We start from the raw sequence: 18577 nt of genomic DNA on the forward strand, positions 1-18577 counted from the left end.
TAGGGTCTGTTGACATTTGCTGTGCAAAAAAAATAGCGAGAAAGTAAAATTTAATCGCCAAACCAAATCTACTCCTCGCTATGCCTCGTACAATGTTGACTGATCAACACTGGTCTAAGTTAGAAACTATTTTCCGTAATTTTCGTATTTATCTCAAACAAAATCTTCGTAATTTTATTGAAGCTATTCTTTATAGAATCCGTACAGGTTGCCCATGGCGGGATTTACCCGCCACTTTTGGAAAGCCAAACTCCATATTCAAGAAATTTTCTAGATGGTCGAAAGATAATAAGCTATTAAAAATATTTAAGTTAATTTCATCTGATGCTGACCTAGAGTGGATATTTATTGATGCTAGTCATGTGAGAGCTCATCAACATGCTACAGGAATTAAAAATCAGGCTATTTCAAAAAGTATCGGTGGAAACAGTTCTAAAATTCATTTGGCTGTTGATGCTCATGGGAACCCTGTTCAGTTTCTAATAGAGGATGGCACGACCCACGATGTAAAAGTGGCACCTAAATTAGTTGATAGCCTCTACCTAAACGAGACAGAAACTCTATGTGCAGATAAGGGTTATGACTCTGAATCCTTGAGAGAACAGATAGAAAATACGGGTACTCAAGCCAATATTCCTAAGAAATCCAATACACTATCAAATCATGATCATATGGATTGGTATTTATATAAAATCAGGCATTTAGTTGAGAATGCCTTTGCTAGATTAAAGCACTTTAGAGGCATTGCCACACGCTATGATAAGCTAAAGCAAAGCTATGAAAATTCTGTTGCCTTAGCTTGCATCTTTATTTGGTTACCATTATGAAATGTCAACAGCCCCTAAATATAATAAGAGTTCCAAACAAATTTTAAACAATAAAAAAGGGCTTTAAGCCCTTTTTTATAGAATAGAAAATTAATTTGACGACATTGCCACTTTAATTTTTTCCATTGCATTTTTTTCTAGCTGACGAATACGTTCAGCAGATACGTTATATTCAGCAGCAAGTTCATGTAGGGTAGATTTATCATCGTCTAACCAGCGGCGCTGTAGAATATTACGTGAACGATCATCAAGTTGATCCATTGCATCATGAAGGGCATTGGTACTTTGCTCTTCATAATCTTCATTTTCAGCGAGTCTTGCAGGGTCGTAACGGTTATCTTCTAAATATAAAGCAGGTGCAACATAAGTAGAGCCTTCATCGTCGTCATCACCTTGAGCTTCAAAAGCAGCATCATAGGCAGTTAAACGACCTTCCATTTCAAGCACTTGTTCTGCTGTGACATTTAAGTCTTTTGCAATAGATTGTGCTTCTTCAAGAGTTAGCTTTTTGCTCGATTTTTTTAAACTACGTAAGTTAAAGAATAATTTACGTTGTGCTTTAGTGGTCGCAATTTTGACAATACGCCAATTACGAATAACATATTCATGAATTTCGGCTTTAATCCAATGCACAGCAAATGAAACTAAACGTACGCCCATAGTTGGATCGAAACGTTTTACCGCTTTCATTAAGCCTAAGTTGCCTTCTTGAATTAAGTCACCCTGTGGTAAGCCATAACCTGCATAACTACGGGCAATATGAACCACAAAACGTAAGTGAGACATCACTAACATTTTTGCTGCATCTAAGTCTTGATCGTAAAAGTAACGATCAGCCAACTCTTTTTCTTGTTCGGCAGTTAAAATTGGAATTTGATTGACAGTGCTAATATAAGCCCCAAGGTTTGAACCTGGTGCTGATAATGACAGGGGCATCAAATGATTGCTGCTGTCACTCATAGGAACTCCTTTAGGATGTGTCGATGAATTATCAATGACATTCATATTAATGTGAATATCCAACTAAATTAAGTGGAAATGGTGAAGAAATGTAATTTTTTATGCCAAAGGATTAAAAAATGAATTATTGAGCAATTATATAATGAAATTCATTATTGGAAATACATTTTACTTCACACTTTAATTGGTGAAGCTGGCAATATCGAAGTACATCTTGTTGGCTATGCGGGTCAGATGATTTAAGTAAAAACTGCTGGTTTGTAGATTTCTTCAGCGTTTTTTTTAACATTAAAAGGGGTATTGGGCAAGGTTTTCCCATTGCATCTATAATATCTAAGGTTTGATTTACATCATCCATTTAATTTAAACCGTTTAAAAACAGGTCAATTATACAAAAAATTGGCAGAAAAATGAAAAAATGTGAATTTTTATTTATTCTGATTAAGATTAACAATTTAAATTGATTTATAAAAAATAAATACGCTTAAATCTGAATAAGATATCTGAAAAAACTCTATTATTTGTAATAAACCCATGATAAGCTCAAAGTGACTTCGGTGTTATGGTAACTATAAAAGTTACTGAGCAACTTGGTTAGAAATGGATGTAACCGGATTTTGTTAATAGTTTTACAGAATGATTATAAGTTTGGAAATAAAAAATGTTTTTAAGCTTTGTTTGTCTGCTGCTTGCAACACCGGGTGGTCCTTCAATTATGTCTATGAGGATTAACTAAATGACAGCTGCTCGCGAACAAGGCGTAGTTAAGTGGTTTAACGACACTAAAGGTTTTGGTTTTATTCAACGCAATGGCGGTGATGACGTATTTGTTCATTTCCGTGCTATTCAAGGCGACGGCCACCGTTCACTACGTGACGGCCAACGTGTTGAGTTCAGTGTTGTAAAAGGCCAAAAAGGCTTCCAAGCTGAAGAAGTTCAGCCATTAGACTAATTGAAAAATTAGACTAATAAAAACGCTCCAATGTTTATTGGAGCGTTTTTTGTTTATACTGTATGAAATTTTATTATTTATGAGTTAGAGCACATTAATATGTCAGCTGGTTTTGAAACCTTAAATTTACATCCAAATTTGAAAAAAGCAATTGATGCATTAGGCTTCACTAAAATGACGTCAATTCAAGAAAAGGTTTTAAAATTTACTTTGGCAGGACACGATGCGATTGGTCGTGCACAAACAGGTACAGGTAAAACTGCTGCTTTCCTGATTAGTGTTATTAATGACTTATTAAACAATCCAATTCAGCAACAGCGTTTCCGTGGTGAAGCACGTGCTCTTATTTTAGCACCTACACGTGAATTGGCATTGCAAATTGAAAGTGATGCAAAAGAATTAACTAAATTTACAGATCTACACTTAGTAACCTTATTGGGTGGTGTAGATTTTGAAAAGCAAAAAGCTGAACTGAGCAAAAACTTCGTCGATATTATTGTGGCAACACCGGGTCGCTTAATTGACTTTGTGGAGCAAAAAGAAGTTTGGTTAGATCAAATTGAGTTTTTAGTCATTGATGAAGCAGACCGTTTATTGGATATGGGCTTTATTCCATCGGTAAAACGTATTGTTCGTTACTCTCCACGTAAAGAGCAGCGCCAAACACTAATGTTCTCTGCAACATTTAGCTACGATGTATTAAATTTAGCACAGCAATGGTTGTTTGAGCCTGTTACCGTTGAAATTGAACCAGAAAAGAAAACCAATGCAGATGTTGAACAGCGTGTGTATATGGTAGCAAAATCTGACAAATACAAATTGTTAGAAGAAATTTTACGTGATGAACCTATTGAAAAAGTCATGATTTTTGCGAACCGTCGTGATCAAGTTCGAAAGCTATACGATCATTTGAAAAAAGATGGTTATAAAGTCGTGATGTTATCTGGTGAAATTGCGCAAGACAAACGCTTAAAAATGTTAGATCAGTTTAAAAATGGTCAACACAATATTATGATTGCAACCGATGTTGCAGGTCGTGGTATTCATGTAGATGGCGTATCTCACGTTGTGAATTTTACGTTGCCAGAGCAGTCGGATGATTATGTACACCGTATTGGTCGTACTGGGCGTGCGGGTACGCGTGGTGTAAGTATTAGCTTCTTGTCTGAAGATGATGCTTTCTATTTACCAGAAATTGAAAAAGCCATTGGACAGAAATTGCCGCTTACACGTTTAGATGGTTATTGTTAATTCAAGGTTTTTGAATCACAAGATTACGAAAGAGAAATAAAAAAACCGCTTAATAAAGCGGTTTTTTTATTGTGTAAATTATTTGATATTTACTTTGCTTGGCATTGGAATGTGAGTACAGTTTGATAGTCATCATCTTTAGATATATCTGTACTTTTGCCTGCAATTGTACCTAAAATACCAGCGGCTGCTTGAATCATTTTTCCAGTTTGATCATCTACAACACCTTTTAGCACACCGTTATAAGTAGTTTTTTCATCGATAACAATCGCTGTGGCTTTTCCACAGGTTTTGTTTGCAGCAACAGCAGCATTATTTTTTGCAATGACTTCTGATTTGCCTAAACCTGTTATTTCATATTGATTATTTGGTTTTTGAATCGCAAGGGTGTTGGTTGTTGGGTTTGAACTACATGCAGATAACAATAAGAGCGGTGGGATAATAGATGTAAAAACAATAATCTTATTCATGTTGTTTCCCCTGAGTTGATTTCTTGATTTCAACATATTTTGAAGTTTGAAATATGTGGCTTATGTATAAGAATTGAAAAGACTTTGTTGAGGCTTGGTGCATAGAATATTATATTGTATATCTACCATGTAAGTTGTTGAATCGATCTTATAAAAACATGAATGATCGAAATTATCTAAAACCATCATTGATATTCTCATGTAAAAACGGCAATAGATTTGTCTTGAACTTTAAACTTTGTGCTAATCTTAATGAAATTTTTAAAGCAGATATAGAAGTCAATGGCGGATACAGCGGTCGATCTCATTCATCAAAATATTCATCAACGTCAATCTATTGGTCATTTGGTTGAACCTGCGCCAAATGGGGAGCAATTAGAAAAAGCATTTCTAGCTGCTTTAACTGCACCAGATCATCATCGATTAAAACCAACACGTTTTGTAGTGATACCTGAAGATCAACGTGAAGCATTTGGAGAGTTGTTATCTCAGGCTTTGGCAGATACAGGTCAAACTGAAATAGCGCAATTGGAGCGTGTTAAGAATCATCCATATCGTGCACCATTGTTGGTTTTAGCATTAACGCAATTTATCGATCATCCTAAAGTTCCTTATTTTGAACAAACATTAAGTACGGGTGCAGCAATTCAGAACTTTTTACTATCATTGCAATCACAAGGTTTTTCAACCATGTGGCGTAGTGGTGCAGTGGTCGAGTCTAAACACTTTAAGCAAGCACTGAGTTTGGGTGAAGATGATTTGATTTCGGGTATTATTTATATAGGAACAGCTGTAAAAGCTATTCCTGCGCGCGGTGAAATTAATACAAGCGAATTTGTTAGTTTTTGGAATAAGTAGATTAGTTTTTTGGAAAAAATAAAAATGAGTGAATTAGATTTTGCAAGTTTTCTAGGCAGTGACACGGAAGTTAAAAAAACGGGGTTAAGAGTTACTGTTTTAGGTGGTGGTAGCTTTGGTACGGCTATGGCAAATACAGCTGTACGCAATGGCTGTGACACTATGATTTGGATTCGCGATGAAGTCACAGCAAAAGAAATAAATGAAACACATATTAATAAGCGTTATTTGCCAGATTTTTCATTAGAAAAAGAGTTAAAAGCTGTTTCTAATATTGAGATGGCTGTACGTGATCGTGACATTATTTTAGTTGCTATTCCAAGTCATTCATTTCGTGATGTGTTACGTCAGATAAAACCTTTTGTTTCATCCCAAGCAATTGTGTCTTTAACGAAAGGTATTGAGGCAGATACATTTAGTTTTATGAGTGGCATTATTCAAGAAGAACTTCCAGAAGTTCCTTTTGGTGTGCTTTCGGGACCAAACTTAGCAAAAGAAATTGTAGCAGGTCAGCCAGCAGGTACTGTTATTGCAAGTGACTCAGAACTTGTACGTAATGCAGTTCAACAGGCATTACATAGTGCACTTTTCCGTGTGTTTGCAAGTGATGATGTGAATGGTGTTGAATTGGGTGGTGCACTTAAAAATATTTATGCGGTTGCTATGGGAATGGCTGCGGCATTTGAAGTGGGTGAGAACACTAAAAGTATGATTTTAACGCGTGCCTTGGCGGAAATGAGTCGATTTGCAGTGGAGTTGGGGGCAAATCCATTGACCTTCTTAGGTTTGTCGGGTGTGGGGGATTTGTTCGCAACATGTAATAGCCCGCTTAGTCGTAATTATCAAGTAGGTTATGCTTTGGGTAAGGGTAAAACTTTAGAGCAAGCAACTACAGAATTAGGACAAACTGCTGAAGGAATTAATACAATTATTCAAGTTCGTACACGTTCCGAGGAATTGGGGGTATATATGCCAATTACCTGTGCGTTATATGAAATTATTTTTAAAGGTGCGCCCACAATTTCCATTGCTTTTTCTATGATGAAAAATGGGCAGCGTAGTGATGTTGAGTTTATTCTGCCACATCAAAAATAAGAAATAGAAAGATGGTGGTTTCATAAAACTGCCATCTTTTCCTCATTATACTTTAAGAAAATAAATAGGCAGTTTTATGCAATTAACTCTTGTGCGTCATGGTGAAGCAGCACCATCTGTCATTAATGATGAAAAGCGACCTTTAACAGCACGTGGTCATCAACAAGCTAGAGAAACAGCTGAGTTTTTAAAAGAAGTTATTCAGCCTGAAGTTTTTGTTGTAAGTCCTTTATTACGTGCTCAAGAAACACTTTCATATTTACAAACTTATTTTAAAAATGTGCCTGTAGTGATTTGCAATACCATTAAACCTGAAGATGATGCAAAGGTTGCAGTCGAATGGTTATCTCAATTGCCTTATGAGTCAATTGCAGTTGTTTGTCACATGAATGTAATAGCACATATTTCTTCTATTTTAACATCTGAATCATTTCATCCATATCATTTGGCAGAAGCACGTATCTATGAGCAGGCTGTTATTGCTGCGGGGTTGTCTACACAAATAAAAGCGTTTATTCCAAGCAGCTAAATTTTGAGCAGTATATTTTGTGGGGCTGATACATTTATACGCAAGTGTTAGATTTATTACACAAATAACACAATTGAACATAAGTGCTGAATATGGTTTTAGTTTATTTGGTTAAATAGTGTAAATTTACAACAACAGGGCGTTAAACGGTAAAAATAAAACCCTGCAAAGCATGGTGTTTTCTACGACCTATGCCTATAATATGTCGACTTAAAAAGCAGTAGACTTTTACCGATATGTTGTATTCTCTTGCTCGCCCTTTGTTGTTTTCTTTAGCACCAGAGCGTGCACATGAGCTGACACTATCTTTATTGAAATCGACCCATAAAATGGGCTTGATGCGACAAAATGTTCCTGAAAAACCAGTAGTGTGTATGGGTATTCAATTTTCCAATCCTGTAGGTTTGGCTGCTGGTTTAGATAAGAATGGTGCCTATATTGATGCTTTAGCAGATTTAGGTTTCGGATTTATTGAAATTGGAACAATTACACCACGCCCACAATCGGGCAATCCACATCCTCGTTTATTCCGTCTGCCGAAAGCAAAAGCCATTATTAACCGTATGGGGTTTAATAATGATGGTGTAGATCAGCTTATTGAAAATGTAAAAGCATCCAAATTCAAAGGGATTTTGGGCATTAATATTGGTAAAAATGCCGATACTCCTGTCGAAAATGCAGTAGATGATTATCTTATTTGCTTAGAAAAGGTTTATAACTACGCATCTTATATTACTGTAAACATTTCATCGCCTAATACAAAGAATTTACGTAGTTTACAAAGTGGCGATGCGTTAACAGAATTGCTTTCAACATTGAAAAAGCGTCAACTAGAGTTAGCTGAAGAAAATTCTCATTATGTCCCTTTAGTACTAAAAGTTGCACCAGATCTTGAAGCTGAAGATATTCAATTTATTTCAAAACAACTTATTGAATTTAAAATTGATGGTTTGATTGTGACAAATACAACATTGTCACGTGAGGGTGTTGAAGGTTTACCATTTGCGGAAGAAGCTGGTGGTTTGTCGGGGGCACCTGTTTTTGAGAAAAGTACAGCATGTTTAGCTGCATTCTCAAAAACATTGAATGGTCAAATTCCACTAATTGGTGTGGGTGGTATTTTGTCTGGTGAGCAGGCAGTTGCTAAACGTGAAGCAGGTGCCAGCCTTGTTCAGGTGTATAGTGGTTTAATCTATACAGGTCCTGAATTAATTAAAGACTGTATTAACGCGCTGTAATATGAATACGATTGATGTCTTTATATTGATCATTTTGCTCATTGGAGGGCTAAACGGTTTGCGACAAGGATTGATAAAAGCCTTTGCGAACTTGGTTGGATGGATTTTTGCGCTGATTATGGCGGCAAAATATTCTTCTAGCTTAGCGCCACTTATGTCTACATTGAGTTCCGATCCGGTCGTTCAGAAGATATCTGCATTTGCTTTCATTGTTTTGGTTATTATTGTATCAACATGGATTGTGACATCACTTTTAAATGGAATTTTAAAATCACTTAAGCTTGGTCCATTAAATAGGCTGGCAGGTGGTGCTTTTGGTACATTGAAGGGTTTGTTGGTTGTGCTTATTACTATGCAGGGAATTGGACCCTGGGTAGAAAGCTCGCCACATTGGAAACAATCTAAATTTATACAACATTTACTTCCCTATGCACCTTGGGCAACAGAGTTGTCTAAAGAGGCTGCAAATGAAGCGTTAAAGCACATGAAATCTGAAGATACTCAGGCATCTTCAAGTTCAATACCTGAAAATTCACATAAATCGAGTGGAAAATCAGGTGAGTCAACGAATAATCCTTTTTATTAATCCTAGCTTGTCTGCGAGGTTGCTATGTGTGGAGTTGTTGGTATAGCTGGTAAATCACCTGTTAACCAAATGTTGTTTGATGCATTAACGATGTTACAACATCGTGGACAAGATGCGGCTGGAATTGTGACGTGTCATGATGGTCGCTTATTCCTTCGTAAAGACAATGGCATGGTGCGTGATGTATTTCATACACGTCATATGCGTGCTTTAAAGGGAAATTACGGTATTGGTCATGTGCGTTATCCAACAGCAGGTTCTTCAAGTAGTGCTGAAGCACAACCGTTTTATGTGAACTCTCCATACGGTATTACGTTGGCACATAACGGCAATTTAACCAATGCTGAAGAAATTCATGATGACTTATTCAAAACTGACTTACGTCATATGAATACAGACTCAGATTCGGAAGTATTGTTAAACGTATTTGCACATGAATTGCAAAAGCGTGGTCAATTAAACCCAACTTCAGATGATATTTTCCATGTTGTAGCGCGTGTTCATGAGCGTTGTAAAGGTGGTTATGCTGTTGTTGCGATGATTACAGGTCATGGCATTGTTGGTTTCCGTGATCCAAATGGTATTCGTCCATTAATTTTAGGTTCACGCGATACTGACGCAGGGAAAGAATACATTTTGGCTTCGGAATCTGTTGCTTTAACAGCGTTAGGTTTTAAAGTTGAGCGTGATGTTGTTCCTGGTGAAGCAATTTTTATTGATAGTGAAGGTCAATTATTCACTAAACAATGTGCTGTAAATCCTGAATATCGTCCATGTATTTTTGAATATGTTTATTTTGCACGTCCAGATGCAACAATTGACGGTATTTCAGTTTATAAAGCTCGTCTAAAAATGGGTGAAAAACTTGCGCAGAAAATTTCGCGTGAGTGGGGTGAAGAGCACGATATTGATGTGGTCATTCCAATTCCAGATACATCACGTACATCGGCATTAGAGCTTGCAAATTTCTTAGGTGTGAAATTCCGTGAAGGGTTCATGAAGAACCGTTATATCGGTCGTACTTTCATCATGCCAGGTCAAAAGCAACGTGAAAAATCGGTTCGCCAAAAGCTTAACCCTGTAGAACTTGAGTTCCAAAACAAGAATGTTTTACTTGTGGATGACTCAATTGTACGTGGTACAACGTGTAATGAAATTATTCAAATGGCACGTGATGCAGGTGCGAAAAAAGTATTCTTTGCATCTGCTGCACCAATGGTGAAATATCCAAACGTGTATGGTATTGATATGCCTGCTAAATCAGAGTTAATTGCGTCTGAGCGTAGCGTTGAAGAGATTCGTGAGATTATTGGTGCAGATCGTTTAATTTTCCAAGATTTGGAAGACTTAAAAGATGCAGTAAGAACAACAAAAGTACCTGAGGTTGAAGATTTTGACTGTTCGGTATTTGATGGTGTTTATGTTGCTGGTGGCATTGATGAACAATACTTAGATAATCTGCAAAAACAGCGCAGTGAATCTGCTAAAACTAAGACAGATCCGTACATCGATGTAAATGTTGATGCTGCTTCTGTTGATTTAACAGGTTTGCAAGAAGAATAATTGTTTTCTTCTTCTGTGAGAAAGGCGGGAATTTCCCGCCTTTTTAATTTATGATGTAGATATAGACTCAAATATTGGGAAATTTACATTGAAGGATGTAAGTTGTTATTTTATAAAAAATAAAAATATGGCTCTAGCTGCATTTATTTGGGCTATTGCCGTGGCTTTCACACTTGGCATTTTAAATATTTTGCTTGGTGTTGTTGTACATTATTTTGATCAAACTCAAGCTATTTTATGGAATGATTTTAGTCTTATTTTTGGTCTTATTATTTTATCTATTATGGCTGTTTCCATTGCGATTGAATGTTATGTATTTCGTTCGGGTGGACATTCTTTAGCAAGAAAATTAAAAGCAAGATCGTTAAACTTTTTAGAAAGCACCCCAGAAGAATATATTGCTTTAAGCATAGTGGCGAAATTAGCAGAAAAATTTAATATTGAAACACCAGCTGTATATGTATTGGCAGATGAAGTGGGGGTAAATGCACTCACTGCAGGGTTTTATCCCAAAGATATTGTCATTATTATTACTTGGGGCGCATTACAAAATTTAGATCAGCAAGAATTATATGGTTTATTGAGTCATGAGTTTAACCGAATTTTATCAGGTGAAACTGCTGAAAATACAAAAATTAAAATTTTATATAGCAGTTTAACTTCATTTAGTCAGTTGGGAAGTAAGCTAGCAAAGAGAGGGTTTAATCGTAATTACATGCAAGATCCGCATAAGCTTTCAACAGCTTTTATTGCATTTGGTGGTGTAATTTGGCTCATTGGAAGTTTGGGGGTACTAATTAATCGCTTGGTTAAATATATAACGCTAAGTGGTCGTACTTTTGAAAATGATATAAATACTAAAAATTTAATAAAAAATAATGCGAATATTCAAACTTTATTGCGAATTTATGTACATCATGCAGGTTCACAAATACATAGTGAGTTTTCCGAGTCTATTTCGCACATGTGTTTTGCGAATTCTTTAAGTCCACAAAGTTGGATGAATATTCATCCGAGTATTGAGGCTCGAATTTTTGAATTAGACTCATCTTTGGTGAAGGATTTACAGCTAGAGAATTTAAAGAAAATACGTTATTTACCGTGGTTTAGTCTATTTAGACCTCTAGAGGAACTGAGTGGTGAATATTCAACATCATGGCAATCTCCAGAACCATTACCTCTTTTACGGTTATCTCCAATTAGTTTTGCATTAAAAGATGCAATTAAACCACTAAACCCTGAAGTACGTTCTAATATGCAACGTCCAGAGCTTATTCAGCGCGCATTGCAAACAGCAACTGGTGCACGCGAGGTTATGGTGGCAATTCTTATGATACGTCAATATAGGGAGTTTATTCCTGCTGATGCTGAAGTGAGTCGTGCCATTGTCGATGCGCTATTGAATGAAGATGGTCGTACGCATGTTGCAATATTTCATGAAGCTTGTGGATGCATTGGAAATATGCCTACAAGTGTGGCACGTCAATTTTTAACTAAGCTTGCAAAAATTATTCAAGAAGATGGTGAAATTGGTTTATTGGATGCACTACTTTTAGAGCGTGTGAAATTTGAAGTAAATTTATTGCCACTGCATATTCCAACTTCATTAGATGAAGTAAAAGTGCATATTGTTCGGTTGATTGATGCACTGTTGCATGTTCAGCAAATTAATAGCGAAAGCCAGTTGGAAACACGTGAGCGAATTCTAAATCGGATATTAAGTCCAGAAGAAGCTATTTTATATGAAGATATTTCTGATGAACCTATTGATTTAGCAGAAATTTTGCAAGATATGTCAGGATTATTATTGCGTGAGCGTTTGAATATTTTAAGTATTGCTGAACTTTGCTTATGGAATGATCGAATTATTACTCAAGATGAACTTGATGTTTTGGAGCTTTTGTATTGGAGGCTTGGTTTTGAAAGTGATGAAATTGTAGAGTTAATGCAGAAGAAAAATAGTTTGATCATTATTTAAGATAGTGGTTTAAATATAAGAGAAAATTAAGTGCATTCTCGTTAGAATAGACAAGAAATTTAATAGATAACTTAGTGTAGATAATTTAATGATTGGGCATTCACGTGAAGTATTGGCAAATTTAGGAATCGATATTTGGATTTCTAGAGAAGTTGTGTGCCAAGAATTGCCTCAATCTACTATTTGGCGTGATCAAAATACGCCTGAAGTGATGCTAGATCTTACGCTACAAGATCAGTCTATTGTTGCTGATGTGCTTTTAAATGATCCTATCTTGTCATTTGAGACAGAGCAACCTGTTCAGGTTAAAGGTGAGTCAAAACCACAGTTAGCACCTGTAATTGAAATTGAACAAGAATTGCGACCAACGGTTGTTTTAGAACCTTTTAATATTCAGGCTTTGGTATTGCCTCATATTGTCATTCTTATGGAAGGAAGCAATATTACGGCAGATCAACAAATGCTCTGGTCTAATATTCAACGTGCAGTGCAGGCAGAATTCACAGAATTAAACTGGCCTTTTGCATTGCCAGACTTACAAGATGGATATGCTGTGAATAGTTATATTCAAGGCTTTTTAGATGTGATTTCGATGGAAAAAACAATTTTAGTATTGGGGCAAATTCCGCACTATCAAAATTCTAATATGATGTACTTAGCAACTTTGCAAGATATGTTAGATGAGCCTTTATTGAAAAGAAGATTATGGAATTTTATACAAAATAAATTATAGATATTGGAAAGGGAATGAAGAAAAAAGTTGTTGTATTTAGTCAAATAGATTTAGAAATATTAGAAAAGCTTAAAGAAAAATTTCAAGTTTGTGTAATTAACCCGAAACTGGGTGATGTGAATGCACAAATTTTAAAAGAAGTACAAGATGCAGATGGCTTAATTGGTGCGGGTCGCTTGCTGAATGAAAGAAATTTATCTACAGCAACGAAGTTAAAAGTAATTTCTAGTGTAAGTGTGGGTTACGATAATTACGATTTAAATTATTTGAATCAGCAGGGAATTTTACTTTGTAATACACCCCATGTATTGACTGAAAGTACAGCAGATTTAGCATTTACATTATTAATGAGTGCTGCAAGGAAAGTTCCATCATTAGATTCTTGGGTAAAAAATGGAGAGTGGAAACGAACAGTTGGTACTGAGCAATTTGGTTTAGATGTACATGGTAAGACATTGGGAATTATAGGATTGGGGCATATTGGTGCAGCAATTGCACGGCGCGGTTTTTATGGCTTTAATATGAATATTTTATACCATAACCGTAAGCCCAAAATAGAAGTTGCTCAGTCTTTAAATGCAGAATATTGTAGTTTGAGTGGTTTATTACAACGGTCGGATTATGTTGTTGTTGCGGTAGATTTAAATACAGAATCTAAAGCGCTTATAAGTCATAAAGAGCTCGATTTAATGCAAAAACATGCTGTACTCATTAATATTTCACGTGGTTCAGTCATTGATGAATCGGCTTTAATAGAGGCATTAAAAAACAAAAAAATATTTGCTGCGGGCTTAGATGTTTATGAAACAGAGCCATTGCAAAACTCTGAATTATTTGGCTTAAATAATGTGGTGACATTGCCACATATTGGTTCTGCAACAGCAAGCACGCGTCAGAAAATGGCGGAACTGGCTTATCAAAATTTGGTTAATGTGTTAGATGGAAATGAACCATGCAATGTTGTAAATAGAGAAATTTTATCAAAGTAATAACAGATCTTTGCATTAATCTTCATATTTGAATGGTATATTTTAAATAATAAGTCATCTTACTTAAGGATTGAGTTAAGTTTTGAGAAAAATTATTTTTGCATTAGGTTTAGGGGTGAGTTCTGCAATTACATGTGCGGATGATCCATCTTTTTTATTTAATCAAAAAACTCAATTTAATATTCCTGAAATTGGTAGTGGGGTCGGACTTTTAGATAAACAAAATGAAAAATATATTGGTGAAAAGGTATATAGAGAAGTACATCGGCAGATGCCTGTACTCAATGATCCATGGCTAGAAGATCAATTATTTTTAGTTTTTTCTCAAATTTTAAGCCAGACGCAATTACCTAAACCTGTTGGTTTGGTTGTTATTAATGATAATCAAATTAATGCTTTTGCTGTGCCTGGTGGTTTATTTGCTTTAAATTCGGGGTTAATTACATCTGCTAGAACGATGGATGAAGTTGTGGGTGTCATGTCGCATGAAATTGCACATGTGACACAACGTCATTACAGCCGATCTCAGGAAGCCTTTAAGGGGCAAGGATTATTAGCACTTGCAGGGATTATTGTTGGGGCTCTTGTTGCAACGCAGTCGGACTCTAATGCTGGTGCTGCTGTAATGCTTGGTTCACAAGCGGCATTAATAGATAAACAGCTTTCTTATAGTCGTAATCAGGAACGAGAGGCTGACCGTATTGGTATGCAATATATGTATGCGGCAGGTTATAACCCTGAAGGTATGGCGGACTTTTTTGAGGTTATGAATCGTGCTACAGCCCGTGTGAGTTTTTTACCTGACTTTTGGTTTACACATCCACTCACAACTGAGCGTATGAGCGAGGCTCGTCTTAGAGCAAGACAATTGCCACAAGTACGGCAGAAACTAGATCAAACAGATTTTGAAATTTTAAAGAATTACACAGCTGTACTTTCGAAACAAAAAACAGAACATCAATTAAAAATGATGACTGCTCAAAATAATATAGCCAACCAAATTGCATTGGCGGCATATTATTTACATTCAGGTGAATATAAAACTGCTCAAAATATGTTAAACGAAGCGAAAAAGCATAAAAAATCGCATAACCTTATAACATTAATTCAAACAGATATTTATTTAGGACAAAATAATATTGACTCGGCTTTAAATGAAATTCAGACCATAGCTAAAGTTACGCCAGAAAATCGTGCATTAAATTTTAAATATGCAGAAGTGCTTATTCGTAAAAATATGCAAGCTGAAGCACAGGCTATAGTGCAAAGATTTATTCGTAAGAACCCAATTGATTCGACAGCATGGTTGCTCATGCAACAGTCAGCAAATGCAGATAAGAGTAATCCTTTGCGTACGGTTAATGTTTTACGATATAGGGCGGAAGTAGAGTATTGGACAGGTCATGAAGATAATGCGATTAAATCTTTATTGCATGCACAACGATTATCTAAAGAGAATTTGGTAATGTCTGAAACAGTTAAAAAACGTCTAACAGAAATGCAGAAAGAACGACAGTATAAGCTTTAAGAGTTGTTTATAATTGAAGAAGAGACTTGTATGTGTTTTTATTTTTGTGGGGTATTGACGTTATGAACTGACTTTTAATAAAGACAGTTCAACGTAATTCAATAGATTTTAAGATATTAAGCCAGTTTAGCTTTAATTTTGCTAGAAACTAGAGAAGGATCGGCGCGCCCGGCTATGAGCGGACGCAGAGAGTTCATCACCTTACCCATATCTTTCATGCTAGTAGCTTCTTGCGCAGCAATAGTTTGCGCAATGATAGAATCAAGTTCTTCCTCAGTCATAGCTTCTGGTAGAAATTGAGATAAAACCTCAAGTTCGGCTTGTTCTTTACTAGCTAAATCATCTCGATTAGCACCTAGAAAGGCTTTAATCGATTCTTTACGTTGTTTTATTTGCTTTTCAATGACCGCAAGAACTTGAGCGTCGTCAAGCTCTTTACGATCATCGACTTCGATTTGCTTAATTGCCGCCTGTAAACTACGAATTACCGTCAATTTGTCCATTTCTTTAGCACGCATTGTTGCTTTCAGAACGTCCATAATTTGGGTTTTTAAAGTAGTCATTTATTTAGTCCAGGCAGTCAATCACAAATTAATCTTAGTAAAGGCGAGTAGTACGTACTGATTCACGCGCCAATTTCTTTTGGTAGCGTTTAACAGCAGCAGCTTTTTTACGTTTACGTTCTTGAGTTGGTTTTTCGTAGAATTCGCGTTTACGAACGTCAGCTAAAACACCAGCTTTTTCGCATGAACGTTTGAAACGACGGATAGCTACGTCTACTGGTTCGCCTTCTTTCAATTTAACTTGTGGCATGAAGAATCCTCATTAAGTTATGGATAAGATCAAGACCGAATTGTCTTAGATCACAAGTGAAGTGCAGTATTTTACTCATTTACATCTCATACCACAAGTCTATAATAGGCTTCGCATTTGATTTGATATAATTTATAGGCAATTTAATGATCGTTTTGGGCTTAGAAACTTCTTGTGATGAAACAGGACTTGCATTGTATGACAGCGAGTTGGGGTTACGAGGGCAGGTACTTTATAGCCAAATTAAATTGCATGCTGAATATGGTGGTGTAGTACCAGAGCTTGCATCTCGTGATCATGTTAGAAAGTTAATTCCATTAATTAATCAGTTACTTGCAGAAAGTAATGTGAATAAATCTGAAATTGATGCGATTGCTTATACACGTGGACCAGGCTTAATGGGTGCATTAATGACAGGTGCTTTATTTGGTCGAACTTTAGCATTTGCTTTAAATAAACCTGCTATTGGTGTTCATCATATGGAAGGTCATATGCTTGCACCATTATTATCAGAAACTCCACCGGAATTTCCGTTTGTCGCTTTATTGGTCTCTGGCGGTCATACACAACTGATGGCTGCATACGGTATTGGACAATATGAGTTATTGGGCGAGTCTATTGATGATGCGGCTGGTGAAGCATTTGATAAAGTCGCAAAAATGTTGAAACTTCCGTATCCAGGTGGTCCAAATATTTCACGTTTGGCGGAAAGTGGTACCAAAGATGCCTTTGAATTTCCTCGTCCAATGTTGCATCAAGGTCTTAATTTTTCATTTAGCGGTTTAAAAACAGCAGTTTCTGTACAACTTAAAAAGTTAGATGGTGAAAACCGTGATGCGGATATTGCTGCAAGTTTCCAAGAAGCGCTTGTAGATACTTTGGTGAAAAAATCTGTAAAAGCTTTGAAACAAACTGGTTTAAAGCGCTTAGTTATTGCTGGTGGTGTAAGTGCAAATAAGCGTTTACGTGAGCGTTTGGAAGCAGATTTAGCGAAAATACGTGCTAATGTTTATTATGCAGAACCTGCTTTATGTACAGATAATGGTGCAATGATTGCATTTGCAGGTTATCAGCGTTTAAAAGCAGGGCAGCAAGATGGTTTGTCTGTAACAACAACACCTCGTTGGCCAATGACAGAATTGAGCAATCCAGCAGAAGTATAAAGTGTTTGTAAAAAGAGGCTTGAGAGCCTCTTTTTTTATGGTGTTATTTCTATTTTTTTACTGAAAAGCACGTGGTTTTAGTTCATTTTTAAAATGCTTATTTTTTAATTTTGAGCATAATGAGCTTAATAAAAACTCCAACTTGCAATAATGCAAAACTAAATAATAAGAATTTCCATAGGTTTGTTGGAACCTGTTTAATGACATCTAAAAAAATACCAATGAATGCAATTAAAATCAGGCAAAGTATAGTTGAGTGAATATATTTATTGGGTAATGCTCGTTGATAAATGAAATATCCAATAACGATAAAACCAATGAAAAAGATGGGTTCAATGATGAGCGAAAGTTGATCTTTTGTAAGGAATTGACTTCCTATCATGGTTAGCATCATAACAACGATAACCATTGCAAATAATAGGCTCATTCCAAAGGCAAAAAATCTAAAATTCATAGCGGGAGAATATAAAAAATAAAGTGCATACTTTAAGTAAAAATGGGTAGATAAGCAAAAAATTAGAAAAATATTATTTTAATAGGTCATTATTGACTTACATCAGACAGGTTTATCTATTGTAGATGGGATGATATTCGTCTGATGTAAGTATAAAGCAAAGTAATTTAGGTTATTTCGATTGGTTAATACCTACAAGGAATTGGCTACAATGAGATGCAGGAGAAGCAGCATCAATCTGATCTTTGGTTAATGCGAGTTTTGAAGCAACAGAAGCATAATTTTTATTAAGTTCTTGACCTGTAAAATGCCCAAGCTCTTTGACTTGTTCTGTAGTAAGTAGTTTATTTTTTACAGCTTCATTTGCAATAGTACATGCTGTAGTTGCTGCAATAAAACGTGCTGTAAGTTGGGAGTATGCTACATAGCCTGCAATAGAACCAATTGCTAAACCAATAATGAGCACTAATGCAATTTGACCTTTTTTCATTATAAAAACCTATTATTTATGAATAAAATAAAAAATTAATGCACCTGAAAATAGTGTGATGTATTTTGCGTTTTTGTGGGTGATTTTGTTGATTTTGTGT

Annotated in this window: 21 protein-coding genes; 14 read left to right on the forward strand and 7 right to left on the reverse strand. The window is 35.9% G+C overall.

Going from position 1 to position 18577, the window contains the following annotated elements; all coding sequences use genetic code 11:
- Positions 1-80: 80 nt before the first annotated feature.
- Positions 81-827, forward strand: coding sequence for an IS5 family transposase (locus tag AC5YDH_RS05975; RefSeq protein ID WP_496116939.1), 747 nt, complete (start codon positions 81-83; stop codon positions 825-827).
- A 90-nt stretch (positions 828-917) separates the two neighbouring features.
- On the opposite strand, the gene rpoH is transcribed toward AC5YDH_RS05975, so the two are convergent.
- Together rpoH and AC5YDH_RS05985 are read right to left on the reverse strand one after the other, a co-directional pair.
- On the reverse strand, positions 918-1787 hold the full coding sequence (gene rpoH / locus AC5YDH_RS05980) for an RNA polymerase sigma factor RpoH (protein ID WP_496117622.1): 870 nt from the start codon (positions 1785-1787) through the stop codon (positions 918-920).
- A 124-nt stretch (positions 1788-1911) separates the two neighbouring features.
- On the reverse strand, positions 1912-2145 hold the full coding sequence (locus AC5YDH_RS05985) for a sulfurtransferase TusA family protein (RefSeq protein ID WP_496117624.1): 234 nt from the start codon (positions 2143-2145) through the stop codon (positions 1912-1914).
- Positions 2146-2523: 378 nt separating this feature from the next.
- Here AC5YDH_RS05985 and AC5YDH_RS05990 point away from each other — a divergent pair, with 378 nt between their 5' ends.
- Positions 2524-2739, forward strand: a complete 216-nt coding sequence (locus AC5YDH_RS05990; protein WP_004280099.1) for a cold-shock protein — start codon at positions 2524-2526, stop codon at positions 2737-2739.
- A gap of 99 nt (positions 2740-2838) precedes the next feature.
- Positions 2839-3990 (forward strand): ATP-dependent RNA helicase RhlB, encoded by a 1152-nt coding sequence (gene rhlB / locus AC5YDH_RS05995; RefSeq protein WP_496117632.1) that lies wholly within the window; start codon positions 2839-2841, stop codon positions 3988-3990.
- An 89-nt stretch (positions 3991-4079) separates the two neighbouring features.
- Here rhlB and AC5YDH_RS06000 read toward each other — a convergent pair whose 3' ends face one another.
- Complete coding sequence (locus AC5YDH_RS06000) at positions 4080-4460, reverse strand: hypothetical protein (RefSeq protein ID WP_496117634.1); 381 nt, start codon at positions 4458-4460, stop codon at positions 4080-4082.
- A gap of 282 nt (positions 4461-4742) precedes the next feature.
- On the opposite strand from AC5YDH_RS06000, the gene AC5YDH_RS06005 reads away from it, so the two are divergent.
- The 10 genes from AC5YDH_RS06005 to AC5YDH_RS06050 all read left to right on the forward strand — a co-directional run bounded on the left by AC5YDH_RS06005 (position 4743) and on the right by AC5YDH_RS06050 (position 15557).
- Complete coding sequence (locus AC5YDH_RS06005) at positions 4743-5318, forward strand: nitroreductase family protein (protein WP_496117636.1); 576 nt, start codon at positions 4743-4745, stop codon at positions 5316-5318.
- Between the two features lie 24 nt (positions 5319-5342).
- A complete protein-coding gene (locus AC5YDH_RS06010; protein ID WP_496117638.1) occupies positions 5343-6413 on the forward strand; it encodes an NAD(P)H-dependent glycerol-3-phosphate dehydrogenase in 1071 nt (356 codons plus the stop codon).
- Positions 6414-6489: 76 nt separating this feature from the next.
- Positions 6490-6942, forward strand: coding sequence for a phosphoglycerate mutase family protein (locus AC5YDH_RS06015; RefSeq protein WP_496117640.1), 453 nt, complete (start codon positions 6490-6492; stop codon positions 6940-6942).
- Between the two features lie 236 nt (positions 6943-7178).
- Positions 7179-8180 carry a quinone-dependent dihydroorotate dehydrogenase gene (locus AC5YDH_RS06020; RefSeq protein ID WP_496117642.1) on the forward strand — a complete coding sequence of 334 codons (1002 nt, stop codon included), beginning with the start codon at positions 7179-7181 and terminating at the stop codon, positions 8178-8180.
- 1 nt (position 8181) lies between these two features.
- Positions 8182-8766: a CvpA family protein gene (locus AC5YDH_RS06025; RefSeq protein ID WP_496117644.1), complete on the forward strand. Its 585-nt coding sequence runs from the start codon at positions 8182-8184 to the stop codon at positions 8764-8766.
- A gap of 24 nt (positions 8767-8790) precedes the next feature.
- Positions 8791-10329 (forward strand): amidophosphoribosyltransferase, encoded by a 1539-nt coding sequence (gene purF / locus AC5YDH_RS06030; protein WP_496117646.1) that lies wholly within the window; start codon positions 8791-8793, stop codon positions 10327-10329.
- Positions 10330-10417: 88 nt separating this feature from the next.
- The gene (locus tag AC5YDH_RS06035; protein WP_496117647.1) at positions 10418-12307 is read left to right on the forward strand and encodes a M48 family metalloprotease; all 1890 of its coding nucleotides are present in this window, start codon (positions 10418-10420) and stop codon (positions 12305-12307) included.
- Positions 12308-12395: 88 nt separating this feature from the next.
- Positions 12396-13040: a hypothetical protein gene (locus tag AC5YDH_RS06040; protein WP_496117649.1), complete on the forward strand. Its 645-nt coding sequence runs from the start codon at positions 12396-12398 to the stop codon at positions 13038-13040.
- A 14-nt stretch (positions 13041-13054) separates the two neighbouring features.
- On the forward strand, positions 13055-14029 hold the full coding sequence (locus AC5YDH_RS06045; protein ID WP_496117651.1) for a 2-hydroxyacid dehydrogenase: 975 nt from the start codon (positions 13055-13057) through the stop codon (positions 14027-14029).
- 82 nt (positions 14030-14111) lie between these two features.
- Entirely contained in the window at positions 14112-15557 is a 1446-nt protein-coding gene (locus AC5YDH_RS06050; protein WP_496117653.1) for a M48 family metalloprotease, read from the forward strand.
- A 116-nt stretch (positions 15558-15673) separates the two neighbouring features.
- Here the strand turns inward: AC5YDH_RS06050 and AC5YDH_RS06055 are convergent, their stop codons facing one another.
- Positions 15674-16120, reverse strand: a complete 447-nt coding sequence (locus AC5YDH_RS06055) for a GatB/YqeY domain-containing protein (protein ID WP_496117655.1) — start codon at positions 16118-16120, stop codon at positions 15674-15676.
- A gap of 34 nt (positions 16121-16154) precedes the next feature.
- Positions 16155-16370: a 30S ribosomal protein S21 gene (gene rpsU / locus AC5YDH_RS06060; protein WP_001136722.1), complete on the reverse strand. Its 216-nt coding sequence runs from the start codon at positions 16368-16370 to the stop codon at positions 16155-16157.
- A 146-nt stretch (positions 16371-16516) separates the two neighbouring features.
- Here rpsU and tsaD point away from each other — a divergent pair, with 146 nt between their 5' ends.
- Positions 16517-17533 carry a tRNA (adenosine(37)-N6)-threonylcarbamoyltransferase complex transferase subunit TsaD gene (gene tsaD, locus AC5YDH_RS06065; RefSeq protein ID WP_496117688.1) on the forward strand — a complete coding sequence of 339 codons (1017 nt, stop codon included), beginning with the start codon at positions 16517-16519 and terminating at the stop codon, positions 17531-17533.
- A gap of 97 nt (positions 17534-17630) precedes the next feature.
- Here tsaD and AC5YDH_RS06070 read toward each other — a convergent pair whose 3' ends face one another.
- The gene (locus tag AC5YDH_RS06070; RefSeq protein ID WP_496117690.1) at positions 17631-17960 is read right to left on the reverse strand and encodes a hypothetical protein; all 330 of its coding nucleotides are present in this window, start codon (positions 17958-17960) and stop codon (positions 17631-17633) included.
- Between the two features lie 199 nt (positions 17961-18159).
- Positions 18160-18477, reverse strand: coding sequence for a hypothetical protein (locus AC5YDH_RS06075; protein WP_496117692.1), 318 nt, complete (start codon positions 18475-18477; stop codon positions 18160-18162).
- Positions 18478-18577: the final 100 nt, after the last annotated feature.

The sequence above is a fragment of the Acinetobacter sp. FY683 genome, assembly GCF_059515885.1.